General features: G+C 67.4%; 14 protein-coding genes. 1 reads left to right on the forward strand and 13 read right to left on the reverse strand.

What is annotated here, in order from left to right; translation table 11 throughout:
- Window positions 1-5: 5 nt before the first annotated feature.
- Window positions 6-1,013 carry a hypothetical protein gene (locus tag AC3WOE_RS22030; RefSeq protein ID WP_492693538.1) on the forward strand — a complete coding sequence of 336 codons (1,008 nt, stop codon included), beginning with the start codon at window positions 6-8 and terminating at the stop codon, window positions 1,011-1,013.
- A 22-nt stretch (window positions 1,014-1,035) separates the two neighbouring features.
- Here the strand turns inward: AC3WOE_RS22030 and acpS are convergent, their stop codons facing one another.
- The 13 genes from acpS to AC3WOE_RS22095 all read right to left on the reverse strand — a co-directional run bounded on the left by acpS (window position 1,036) and on the right by AC3WOE_RS22095 (window position 11,781).
- Window positions 1,036-1,434, reverse strand: coding sequence for a holo-ACP synthase (gene acpS / locus AC3WOE_RS22035; RefSeq protein WP_492693539.1), 399 nt, complete (start codon window positions 1,432-1,434; stop codon window positions 1,036-1,038).
- Window positions 1,431-1,925 carry a GNAT family N-acetyltransferase gene (locus AC3WOE_RS22040; protein ID WP_492693541.1) on the reverse strand — a complete coding sequence of 165 codons (495 nt, stop codon included), beginning with the start codon at window positions 1,923-1,925 and terminating at the stop codon, window positions 1,431-1,433. Before AC3WOE_RS22040 ends, acpS begins: the two co-directional genes overlap by 4 nt.
- Window positions 1,922-2,689 carry a pyridoxine 5'-phosphate synthase gene (locus AC3WOE_RS22045; RefSeq protein WP_492693543.1) on the reverse strand — a complete coding sequence of 256 codons (768 nt, stop codon included), beginning with the start codon at window positions 2,687-2,689 and terminating at the stop codon, window positions 1,922-1,924. The genes AC3WOE_RS22040 and AC3WOE_RS22045 overlap by 4 nt, the downstream gene beginning before the upstream one ends.
- 4 nt (window positions 2,690-2,693) lie before the next feature.
- The gene (gene recO / locus AC3WOE_RS22050; RefSeq protein ID WP_492693544.1) at window positions 2,694-3,452 is read right to left on the reverse strand and encodes a DNA repair protein RecO; all 759 of its coding nucleotides are present in this window, start codon (window positions 3,450-3,452) and stop codon (window positions 2,694-2,696) included.
- Window positions 3,449-4,369, reverse strand: a complete 921-nt coding sequence (gene era / locus AC3WOE_RS22055) for a GTPase Era (RefSeq protein ID WP_492693545.1) — start codon at window positions 4,367-4,369, stop codon at window positions 3,449-3,451. Before era ends, recO begins: the two co-directional genes overlap by 4 nt.
- Entirely contained in the window at window positions 4,366-5,058 is a 693-nt protein-coding gene (gene rnc, locus AC3WOE_RS22060) for a ribonuclease III (protein WP_492693546.1), read from the reverse strand. The genes era and rnc overlap by 4 nt, the downstream gene beginning before the upstream one ends.
- Before the next feature lie 16 nt (window positions 5,059-5,074).
- Window positions 5,075-5,458, reverse strand: coding sequence for a DUF4845 domain-containing protein (locus AC3WOE_RS22065; RefSeq protein ID WP_492693547.1), 384 nt, complete (start codon window positions 5,456-5,458; stop codon window positions 5,075-5,077).
- 8 nt (window positions 5,459-5,466) lie between these two features.
- Complete coding sequence (gene lepB, locus AC3WOE_RS22070; protein WP_492693548.1) at window positions 5,467-6,450, reverse strand: signal peptidase I; 984 nt, start codon at window positions 6,448-6,450, stop codon at window positions 5,467-5,469.
- 21 nt (window positions 6,451-6,471) lie between these two features.
- Window positions 6,472-8,280 carry a translation elongation factor 4 gene (gene lepA / locus AC3WOE_RS22075; protein ID WP_492693549.1) on the reverse strand — a complete coding sequence of 603 codons (1,809 nt, stop codon included), beginning with the start codon at window positions 8,278-8,280 and terminating at the stop codon, window positions 6,472-6,474.
- Between the two features lie 517 nt (window positions 8,281-8,797).
- Window positions 8,798-10,261, reverse strand: a complete 1,464-nt coding sequence (locus tag AC3WOE_RS22080) for a DegQ family serine endoprotease (protein WP_492693550.1) — start codon at window positions 10,259-10,261, stop codon at window positions 8,798-8,800.
- Window positions 10,262-10,313: 52 nt separating this feature from the next.
- A complete protein-coding gene (locus AC3WOE_RS22085; protein WP_492693551.1) occupies window positions 10,314-10,823 on the reverse strand; it encodes a sigma-E factor negative regulatory protein in 510 nt (169 codons plus the stop codon).
- Window positions 10,817-11,401 (reverse strand): sigma-70 family RNA polymerase sigma factor, encoded by a 585-nt coding sequence (locus AC3WOE_RS22090; protein WP_492693552.1) that lies wholly within the window; start codon window positions 11,399-11,401, stop codon window positions 10,817-10,819. The genes AC3WOE_RS22085 and AC3WOE_RS22090 overlap by 7 nt, the downstream gene beginning before the upstream one ends.
- Complete coding sequence (locus tag AC3WOE_RS22095; RefSeq protein ID WP_492693553.1) at window positions 11,398-11,781, reverse strand: hypothetical protein; 384 nt, start codon at window positions 11,779-11,781, stop codon at window positions 11,398-11,400. Before AC3WOE_RS22095 ends, AC3WOE_RS22090 begins: the two co-directional genes overlap by 4 nt.
- Window positions 11,782-11,791: the final 10 nt, after the last annotated feature.

Consider the following 11,791-nt stretch of genomic DNA (forward strand, 5'->3'; position numbering starts at 1 on the left):
TGCACGTGATCCTCGCTTCCCCGCTGCGCCCGCTGCTCGCGGCTGCCCTGCTTGGCCTGAACCTGAGCGCCATCGCCGCGCCGCCCCCGGCCTCCATCGTCTTCGACACGACGCCCCGTGCCGGCCAGCACCAGCGCCAGCTGATGGACATGCAGGCCGTCATGAAGATGCGCGTCGAAGCCGGCGCCGCGGCCACGGACGAGCAGCGCGCCAAGATCGCCCAGGCGGGCGAGCGCATGGCCCAGATGGGGCCGATGAAGATGTCCATGCAGATGCAGCAGACCCTGCAGGTGGGTCAGGCCGATGCCGAAGGCTGGCTGCCCATGACGGTCACCACCGGCGGCAAGGGCGTCCAGCTGGAGGTGGGTGGCAAGGCCATCCCGGTGCCCAATCCGACCAAGGCCGACGTCGGCTTCGTTGCCCGCTTCAATCCGCGCGACTTCGCCTTCGAGGTTCGCGAGGTGCAGGGCTCGCCCGAACTCAGCGACATGATGCGGACCCAGGGCCAGAACACGATCAGCCAGGCCCTGCAGCTCTTCAAGTCGCTGAAGGAGCGCCCGCTCAAGGTGGGTGACAGCATCGATGTGCCGCTGACCATGAATCTGCCCGTCCCCATGCCCGGCGGCGCCGGCGCCATGGACGGCGTCGTGCACTACACCCTGGCCCGCCTGGAGCGCGGCGTGGCGCACTTCGACCTGTCCATGGATCTGAAGCTCGACATCAACACCCCCGTGCCCACGCCGCCCGGCGCGGCCTCGGCGCCGCAGGGCGAAGCCGCTTCGGCGCCAGCGACACCGCCCCAGACGGTGCACATGGTCATCAACGGCAGCGGCAAGGGCAAGAGCTCGCTGCGCCTGGCCGACCGCCTGGCTCTAGCCACCCAACTCGACATGGACATGCAGATGACGATGGACATGCCCGACAACGGCCGCATGCTGGTGGACATGAACATGGTCATGCAGTCCAAGGGCGAGTCGCTGGCCAGGCCGGCCGCGACGAAGAAGAAGAGCTGAGCGGGCGGCGGCCGGGCTCGAACTAAGGCGCCGCGGTTTCCACGATGACGAAGGCGACGGCGTAGTCCTGCTCGTCGCTGACCGTCACATGGGCCCGCAAGCCGCGGGCCGCGAACCATTCGGCCAGCGCGCCATGCAGGGCGATCTCGGGCTTGCCGCTGGCCGCCTTGACGACCTCCATGGCACGCCAGGTCATGGGCATGCGCATTCCCATGCCGATGGCCTTGGAAAAGGCCTCCTTGGCGGCGAAGCGCGTCGCCAGATAGGCCTCGCCGCGCGCTTCGACCTTGGCGCGGCGCTCGCGGAAGACCGCCAGCTCGTGCGGACCCAGCACCTTCTCGGCAAAGCGCTCACCGCGCCGCGCCAGCGTCTCGCGGATGCGGCGGATGTCGCAGAGATCGGTGCCGATGCCGTAGATCATGGGAAGGCGACGACCTCGTTGTCTATGGCCTGGCCGTCGAGCATGAAATGCGTCTGGCCCACGACCTGGCCGCCTTCGCGCGCATAAAAGCGCAAGGCGCCGGTATTGCCCACCCAGACGCTGAGCCACAGGCCTTCGCCGGGCCAGGTTTCGCGGGCCGCCTGCAACAGCAGCGAGCCCAGGCCGCGACCGGTACAGGGCGGCGCGACATAAAGCCTCTTCAATTCGACCTGCGATGCTGTCGGCACCGGTGCAGTCGCGCCGCGCGCAGCCTGGGCGAAGCCTTGCAGGGCGGCGCCCTCTTCGAGTACCCAGAGGGCCTGCTGCGGGTCGGTCAGCGCGCTCTCGAAAGCGGCCGGCGTGAACGACTCGTCCAAATAGCTCAGAAAGCGCTGCTCGACACCCTCGAGGGCATAACTGTCCAGCCACACCCACCGGGCCAATGCGGCCAGGCGGGGTGCATCGTCCGCCCGGGCGCGGCGCAGATTCATGCGTAGGCCGTGGCGATGACGAGCTGGTAGGCGCGCACCGTCTCGGCATAGCCCAGCTCGAGCGCGTCGGCGATCAGCGCATGGCCGATGGAGGCTTCGAGCACGCCCGGCACATGACGCAGGAAAAGGCTGAGGTTGTCGCGGTTCAGGTCGTGGCCGGCGTTGATGCCGAGGCCCACCTTGAGCGCGGCCTCGGCTGTTGCCGTGAAACCGGCCAGCACGGCGTCCTGGTGCTCGGTGCCGAAGGCGCTGGCGAAGGTCTCGGTGTAGAGCTCGATGCGGTCGGCGCCCAGTTCGGCCACGGCAGCCATGGCCGCCGGGTTGGGATCCATGAAGAGGCTGACGCGCACGCCGAGGTCCTGGGCTTCCTGGATCAAGGGCTTCAGGCGGCCGGCGTCCTGCGGCAGCGTCCAGCCATGGTCCGACGTGAACTGATCTTCCGAGTCCGGCACGAAGGTGACCTGGTGGGGGCGGTGCTTGCGCACGAAGTCCATCAGGTTCTGGGTCGGATTGCCCTCGATGTTGAACTCGGCCTGGGGCCAGTCCTTCAGGAAGGCGGCGAGGTCGTCGACGTCGCCGGCGCGGATGTGCCGGGCATCGGGCCGCGGGTGCACGGTGATGCCCTGGGCGCCGGCCAGCAGACAGGCTTCGGCGGCGCGCAGCACGCTGGGGATGCCGAGATGGCGGGTGTTGCGCAGCAGCGCGACCTTGTTGACGTTGACCGACAGGGCGCAGCGGTGGCCGGCGTGGGCGAGCGGGTTCATGAGGTCAAGAATCGAGCAGTTGTTGCACGTCCACCAGCAGCGCGCGGGTGCGCAGCGGCTGGTGTCCCAGATGGTAGTGGAGCAGCCCGCGTAGCGTCGTCTTCAGGGTTTGCGGTGCCGCAGCGCAGGCCTGGCGCAGCGCGGCCATGCTGCCGTGCAGCAGCGCGGCCTGGAGCTGGATCAACAGCGCGCCGGGCAGGCTGGCGTCGCTGGTGGGCGGGATGAGGCCAGATTCGGCCGACAGCTGATAGCGGCGCGCCGGGTCTATCGGCGCCTGGGTGGGCGTGACGACGCTGAGGTCGGGCAGCAGGCCCAGTTCGGCCAGCAGCCGGATCTCGAAGGCGCGCAGCACCGAGTCGCCTTCGGCCAGGTGGGCGAGCGTGTCGGCATAGGCGTCGAAGAGCGGCGGGTGCGGGTCGTGGCGGGCCAGCAGCTTGAGCAGCAACTCGTTCAGGTAGTAGCCGGAGAACAGGGCCGCACCGCTGGGCAGGGTGGCACCCCCGCCCCACTCGGCGCTGCGCAGGGTCTGCACCTCGCCGCCATCGGCCGAAGCCGATTTCCCCGGCTTGCTCAGGGAGACGTTGATGCGCTGCAGCGGCAGCAGCACGGCGCGCAGCTGGGAGTAAGGCCGCTTGGCGCCCTTGGCCGCGACGGCGATGCGGCCGAATTCGCGCGTGAACAGGTCGAGGATGAGGCTGGACTCGCTCCAGTCATGCTGGTGCAGCACGTAAGCCGGCTGGACCGAAGGCGGGCGAGGGCTCACTCGTAGCCGTAGCTGCGCAGATGCTCTTCGGTGTCCGCCCAGCCCGAGCGCACCTTGACCCATAGCTCCAGGAAGACCCGGCCGTCCATCAGATGCTCCAGCTCCTGGCGCGACTCCGAGCCGATGCGCTTCAGGCGCTCGCCGCCCTGGCCGATGATCATGCCCTTGTGGGCATCGCGCTCGACGACGATGCTGGCGCTGATGCGGCGCAGTTCGCCTTCCTCTTCCCATTTGTCGATGACGACCGTGGAGGTGTAGGGCAGCTCGTCGCCGGTCAGGCGGAACAGCTTCTCGCGGATGATTTCGCTGGCGAGGAACTTCTCGCTGCGGTCGGTCAGCGCTTCCTCGTCGTAGAACCAGCCCTGCTCAGGCAGATAGGGCTTGAGGATCTTGAAGAGGCGGGTGACGTCGGACTCCTTCTTGGCCGACAGCGGCACGAATTCGGCGAAGTTGCGGCGCTCCTGCATGCCCTTGAGCCACGGCGCCAGTTCGGCGCGGCGGTGCACGGCGTCCAGCTTGTTGGCGATCAGAACGACGGGCTTGTCCTCGGGCAGCAGGCCCAGCACCTTGGCGTCGTCCAAGCCGAAGCGGCCGGCCTCGACGACGAAGAGCACCAGGTCGACGTCGGCCAGCACGCCATGCACGGTGCGGTTCAGCGTGCGGTTCAGCGCGGCGTTGTGCTTGGTCTGGAAGCCGGGGGTGTCGACGAAGACGAACTGGGCCTCCTCGACCGTGCGCACGCCGGTGATGCGGTGGCGGGTGGTCTGGGCCTTGTCGGACGTGATGCTGACCTTCTGGCCCACCAGGGCGTTCAGCAGCGTGGATTTGCCGACGTTGGGGCGGCCGACGATGGCGATCAGGCCACAGCGCTGCGGTACTTCGGAAGCACTGGAATCAGGCTTGGGCTCGGTGGTCATGGTTTGCCTCGTTCGGCGGTCAGTCTATCCAGCAGGCGGCGGGCGGCCTCCTGCTCGGCGGTGCGGCGGGAGCGCCCTTCGCCGAGTTCAGCCACGTCCAGGGCCGGCACGGCGCATTCGACCTCAAAGGTCTGGGCATGGGCCTGGCCGCGCGTCGCGACGATACGGTAGCTTGGCACGGCGATGCGGCGGGCCTGCAGCCATTCCTGCAGCGCGGTCTTGGCGTCCTTGGCGAAATCGCCGGCACTGCTGGCCGTGGCGATGGTCTCGCCCAGCAGGCGGCGCACGATGGCCAGGGCGGCGTCATAGCCGGCGTCGATATAGGCCGCGCCGAGCACGGCTTCGACGGCATCAGCCAGGATGGACGGCCGCTGCGCGCCGCCACCACGGGCCTCGCCATCGGACATCTTCAACACGCCGGGCAGGCCCAGGGCCAGGGCCAGCTTGTGCAGGCTGTCCTCGCGCACGAGGTGGGCCCGCACCCGCGTCAGGTCGCCTTCGTCGGAGCCGGCATAGCGCTCGTAGAGCAGGCTGGAGACCGCCAGGCTCAGCACGGCGTCGCCGAGGAATTCCAGGCGTTCGTTGTGGTCGGCGCCATAGCTGCGGTGGGTGACCGCCCGGGCCAGCAGTTCAGGCCGTTGGAAGCGGTGCCCCAGGCGCTGCTGCAAGGCCTCAAGGGCGGCGCTCATCGAAGTGGGGGCAAGGTCAACGCGACTTGCCGTGGTACTTGATCAGCAGGTAGACCGGCCCGAAGAGGTCGACCTCCTTGTTCCAGGCGAACTCAATGACGACCTTGTCGTTGGCGTCCTTGGTGACCACGAGATCAGCGCTCGTGAGGCTCTGGATGGAGTATTCGACCTGCGTGGCCCGGTCGAATTCCTGGCGCACCTGGGGCACGGTGGACGGGTTGCCGGCCGCGATGCGGTCGACGACACGCTGCACGGTGTAGTACTCCAGCACCGTCGGGAAGACTTTCATGCCGACCACGGCGGTGACGGCGACGATGATGCCCCAGAACAGCAGGCCGAACAGCGTGACGCCACGCTGGCTGCGGGAGGGGGCGGAAGGAGAAAGGCGGCGGCAGCTCATCTGGTGCATCAATTGAAGAAGGTACCGATGCGCTTGAGGTTACCGAAATTCATCCAGACCAAGAAGGCCTTGCCGACGATGTTTTCATCCGGCACGAAGCCCCAAAAGCGGGAATCGCGTGAGTTGTCACGGTTGTCGCCAAGCATGAAGTAGTGGCCGGCCGGCACCTTGCAGGTCACGCCTTCGATGGTGTAGCGGCAATTCTCCTGGAAGGGGAAGGGGCCGTCGGCACGGTCGGCACGGAAAAAGGTCTGGGCTTCGGGCTGCACGAGGATCTCGTGTTCCTTGTCGCCGAGCTTTTCCAGGAAGCGGGGGCGGTAGACGCGCGGCGAACCGCTGTCGTCGTAGAAGTTGCCCAGGGGCTGGGTCGTCGCCAGCTGGCCGTTGATGTAGAGCTTCTGGTTGACGTAGCTGATCTCGTCGCCCGGGATGCCGGCCACGCGCTTGATGAAGTCGGTGCTCGGGTCCTCGGGGTAGCGGAAGACCATCACGTCGCCGCGCTTGACGTCGTTGTTCGGGATGATCTTCTTGTTGATCACCGGCAGCCGGATGCCGTAGTGGAACTTGTTGACCAGGATGAGGTCGCCCACCAGCAGCGTCGGCACCATGGAACCCGACGGGATCTTGAAGGGCTCGAACAGGAAGCTGCGCAGCAGGAAGACGACCAGGATGACCGGGAACAGGCCGGCGGTCCAGTCCAGCCACCAGGGCTGCTGCAGGATCTGCTGGCGGGCCGGCTCGACGTCGCCGTCCACCCGGGCGATGCCCTGGGCGGCCAGGGTCTCGCGGCGCTTGGCGTCGTTGTCGACCAGGGCCTGGGCCGCCGCGCGGCGCGCCGGGGCGAAATGGAAGCGCTCGGCCAGCCAGTAGAACAGCGTGACCGCCGTCAGGATGAAGAGCAGCAGCGCGAAGTTGCCGCTCCATCGACCGGTGTACCAGCCGCCCAGATAGGCCACCAGGGCCGCGTACAAAACGCCGGTCAGAACACTCATCGATTGAAAGGGCATGGGGAGTTAATCGTCGACTTGCAGGATGGCGAGGAAGGCTTCTTGCGGCACTTCCACGGAGCCGATCTGCTTCATGCGCTTCTTGCCGGCCTTTTGCTTTTCCAGCAGCTTGCGCTTGCGGGTGATGTCACCGCCATAGCATTTTGCCAGCACGTTCTTGCGCAACGCCTTGATGTTCTCGCGGGCGATGATGTTGGCGCCGATGGCGGCCTGGATGGCCACGTCATACATCTGGCGCGGGATCTGCTCGCGCATCTTGGCGGCCACGCCGCGGCCACGGTACTGGCTCTGGCTGCGGTGCACGATCATCGACAACGGGTCGACCTTGTCGCCGTTGATCAGGATGTCGACCTTGACGACGTCGGCGGCGCGGTATTCCTTGAACTCATAGTCCATGGAGGCATAGCCCCGCGAGACGCTCTTCAGCTTGTCGAAGAAGTCCAGCACGATCTCGGCCAGCGGGATCTCGTAGGTGAGCATGACCTGCTTGCCGTGATAGGCCATGTTGAGCTGCACGCCGCGTTTCTGGTTGGCCAGCGTCATGACGACGCCGACATAGTCCTGCGGCATGTAGAGGTGCACCGTGACGATGGGCTCGCGGATCTCGCGCATGGCGCCGATCTCGGGCATCTTGGACGGGTTCTCGACCTGGATGACCTCGCCAGTGTTCAGCTCGACCTCATAAATGACGCTGGGCGCCGTCGTGACGAGGTCCTGGTCGAACTCGCGCTCCAGGCGCTCCTGCACGATTTCCATGTGCAGCAGGCCGAGGAAGCCGCAGCGAAAGCCAAAGCCCAGGGCCTGGCTGACCTCGGGCTCGTAGCGCAGCGAGGAGTCGTTGAGGCTGAGTTTTTCCAGCGCGTCACGCAGCTGGTCGTACTCGCTGGCCTCGGTCGGGTAGAGGCCTGCGAACACCTGGGGCTGGATTTCCTTGAAACCGGGCAGGGCCTCGGTCGCCGGGCCGGCGTTGTTGGGCAGCTTCTTTTCCAGCGTGACGGTGTCGCCGACCTTGGCCGCGGCGAGCTCCTTGATGCCGCAGATGATGAAGCCCACCTCGCCGGCCTTCAGGCCTTCGCGGTTCTCGCTCTTGGGCGTGAACACGCCCAGGTGATCGATCGGGTAGACCGTGTTGGTGTTCATCATGCGGATGCGCTCGCCCTTGCGCAGCTCGCCGTCCACCACGCGCACCAGCATGACGACGCCGACGTAGTTGTCGAACCAGGCGTCGATGATCATGGCGCGGGGCGGCGCCTCGGGGTTGCCGCGCGGCGCCGGCATGCGGGCGATGACGGCCTCGATGATCTCGTCGATGCCCATGCCGGTCTTGGCCGAGCAGGGAATGGCGTCGTCGGCATCGATGCCGATGACGTCCTCGATCTCGGCCTTGGCGTTGTCGGGGTCGGCCGACGGCAGGTCCATCTTGTTCAGCACCGGCACGACCTCGACGCCGAGGTCCAGGGCCGTGTAGCAGTTGGCCACCGTCTGGGCCTCCACGCCCTGGGAGGCATCCACCACCAGCAGCGCGCCCTCGCAGGCCGACAGCGAACGGCTCACTTCATAAGAGAAGTCGACGTGGCCGGGCGTGTCGATCAGGTTGAGGTTGTAGACCTGGCCGTCCTTGGCCTTGTACTGCAGGGCCGCGGTCTGCGCCTTGATGGTGATGCCACGCTCGCGCTCCAGGTCCATCGAGTCCAGCACCTGCGCTTCCATCTCGCGATCGCTCAAGCCTCCGCAACGCTGAATGATGCGGTCGGCCAAGGTGCTCTTGCCGTGGTCGATGTGGGCAATGATGGAGAAGTTGCGGATGTGGTTCATGGAAATCGTGGGCACGCCAACGGAGTCAGGCACAACGGCGAAGGCCGTTCCAGCGCAAGGTCACATCGCCACGCGATATGAAGCTTTGATGCGGCGTGCTACAGCTAAAAAAAAGGCACGTCGAAGAGGCGACGTGCCTTCCAACAAAAGGTATGGCAACTGCTTGTTGGGCTTCCATTGTAGCCAAAAGGCCCCAGCGGGAAGCCGCACCAGCATTGGTTTTCCGGCCGTTGCAGGCTGCCAACAAGGATTTTAACCACAGCTTATCCACAAGTTCTTGTGGATCGCCTGTGGAAGAAATACCGGTGTCATGAGCGGCCTTCGATTCCACCGCCGGACACCGCTTTCTCGGGCGCGTCTCACCTTGATTTTAGCGGGTGGCGAGAACAATCCGGGCCTAAACATCGAAGTTAGCCGGCGCCAACTTCTCAAAACGGTGGACAACTTCAGCCGCCGGCGGGTCTGGGTTTGCCACATCGCGGAAAGCCCGAGGCGGCGGCTGAGGTTTTGCGCTAGATCAGCGGGCCGGCTTCAACAGCACGAAGCTGGTGAGGTCGTCCCGTCGCACGACGAGGTTGAGGGCCTTGTTCTTGTCGGCCTTGGCCACCTGTGCCTGGAAGGCCTTGACCGTGGCCACCTCGACGTTGTCCACCGACAGGATGAGGTCGCCCTCGCGCAGGCCGGCGCGCGCGGCGGCACCGGCGGCGCTGTCGACCTTGACGCCGGACTTGAGCTTCATCTCCTTGCGCTGCGCCTCGGTCAGCTCCGACAACTTCAGGCCCAGGGCCGCACTGGCGCCGGTGGCGGCAGGCGTTTCCTTCTCGTGCGCGCCCTCGGCCTCGGCCTGGGTCCGCTCGACTTCGCCGACGGTGACGACGACATCCTTGTAGCTGCCGCGGCGGAACACGGTCAGCGTGACCTTCGAGCCGGGCTTGACGGCCGCGATCATGCGACGCAGGTCCAGGGCCTTCTCGACCACCTTGCCATCGACCTTGGTGATGACGTCGGCACCTTCGACGCCGCCCTTCTCGGCCGGGCTGCCGGCCGTCACATTGCTGACGACGGCACCGAGCGGCTTGGCCAGGCCGAGGGCCTCGGCCTCCTCCTTGGTGATGTCGCGCGGCAAGACCCCCAGGAAGCCGCGCACGACACGACCACCGGCGCGCAGCTCGTCCGCCACCCGGACCGCATCGGCGATCGGGATCGCGAAGGAGATGCCCATATAGCCGCCGTTCTGGCTGTAGATCTGCGAGTTGATGCCGATGACCTCGCCACGCATGTTCACCAGCGGGCCGCCGGAGTTGCCGGGATTGATGGCCACGTCGGTCTGGATCAGCGGCAGCAGGTCGCCGGTGTCGCGCTGCTTGGCGCTGATGATGCCGGCCGTCACGGTGTTCTCGAGGCCGAAGGGCGAGCCGATGGCGATGACCCATTCGCCGACCCTGGCCTTGTTGCTGTCGCCGATCTTGACAACGGGCAGGCCGGTGGCTTCGACCTTGACGACGGCGACGTCGGAACGCTGGTCGGCACCGATCAGCTTGGCCTTGAGTTCGCGCTTGTCGGTCAGCGTGACGATGACCTCGTCGGCGCCCTGCACGACGTGGGCATTGGTCAGCACATAGCCGTCGGCGCTGAGGATGAAGCCGGAGCCGACGCCACGGCGCATCGGGCCATCGTCGTCCGGCGTGCCGCCACCGCGAGGCCCACCGCGGCGCTGGTTGGGCACGGGGATGCCGAAGCGGCGGAAGAACTCCTGCATCTGCTCGTTCATCTCCGCCTGGCCCTCGGTCATCTTGACCTTCTCGGCGGTGCGGATGTTGACGACGGCCGGGCCGACGCGCTCGACCAGTTCGCTGAAGTCCGGCAGGTCACGGGGCTGGGCGGCGGCGGGCGCCTGGCCCAGCGCAAGAGCGAGAGCCAGCGCGGTGCCGGAAAGCAGCAGGCGCGAGCGCGCGGGAGTCGGACGGTTCTCAGCGTGCATATCGGGTTCCGGCAGGCAATGGGTCAGGCAGTTGGGGGCAACGCAGCCAGGCTCAAGGATGGACTTGCGAAGCCGGCGGTTCCGGCAGGGTCAGGTTCCAGTCGATGGTCTCGGGCGGCGCATCCGGCAGGGTACGGCCTGCGGCGGTCTGCGCAAAGCTCAGGCCGCCAAGTCCCTGCGCGCGCGGTGTTGCAATCGGTGCAGCGGCGACTTCGGTGTCCACGGCGGGAGCCGGCCGCAGCAGGCCGACCACCAGCGCCATCGCGACGAAGCTGGCGGCAACGCCCAAGGGCGCCCACCAGTCGCCGCGGCGCGAGGGCGGGGGCGTCTCGGCCGGCAACTGGGCATGCAGCGCGTCGAGCAGGGCTTCAGGTTGCCGGTGCAATTCCGGCAACTCCGCCGAGCGCAGGCCATCGCCAGCGGCATGCCACAGGGCCCAGCGTTCGCGCAGGCCCGGATCGCTGGCCCAGGCGGCGTTGACGCGCGCCCAGTCCGCCGGCGTCGCGCGACCGTCCATGACTGCGGACAGGGCTTCGTTCAAGGCGTCGTCGGGGCTCACCATCGCCGCCCTCCCCCGCCGCCACCCAGCAGCGGCCGCAGCCGCGCGGCAACGGCTTCGCGCGCGCGGAAGATGCGCGAGCGCACGGTGCCCGGCGGGCAGTCCATCAGATCGCCGATCTCGTCGTAGCTCAAGCCATCCACCTCTCGCAACAGCAGCGCGCGGCGCTGGTCCTCGGCCAGGGCTGCGACGGCATCGTCCAGTTCCCGGGCCAACTGGCGCCCCGCGAGCAGTGCTTCCGGGGTCGCATCGTCGCTTGGAGCCGCCTCGGTGCCGAAAGTTCCCTCATCGTCATCCAGGGATTCGACCGGCCGCTGGCGGGCGCGGTGGCGCTTGGCGGCATTGATGGCGATGCGGTAGATCCACGTATAGAAGGCACTCTCGCCGCGAAAGGCCGGCAGGGCGCGGTAGGCGGCCAGGAAGGTTTCCTGGCAGAGATCGGCCACGTCAGCGGGGTCGCGCACGCTGCGCGACAGCAGGCGCTCGACGCGGCGCTGGTACTTCAGCACCAGCATGTCGAAGGCGGCGCGGCTGCCCGACTGGGCTTCGCGCACCAGCAGGATGTCGGCGTCGGTCGTCATCGCTGCGCCGCTCCGGCGGGTGCGGCGAACAGCGTCGCCCGAATTGCCGCCCAGCTGGGTTGCTGGGCCCGCGACAGCGGCAGCCAGGCGCCGAGGTCGATCAGCACGGCGAGGCGCACCTGGGTGTCGTCGTCTTGGCCGGGCTCGGCCAGCCACCAGGCCTGGCCATCACAGCGCCGGCGGCGCGGCAGCACGGCGGCCGCCCGCCAGGCCCAGAAGGCAGCGATGGGAATGGCCAGCAGCGCCGGCCAGGCTCGAGGCTCATGGCTGAGGGCCCATGCCGCCAGGCCGCTGGCCGTCAGCGCCACGATCATCGCGACGACGGCCTGCATGGCAGGCTGGGGCTGCAGATGCACGACAACCGGCGGCGTGCGACGCATCGCCGGGGTG

It is taken from the genome of Roseateles sp. FW305-36, assembly GCF_058787015.1.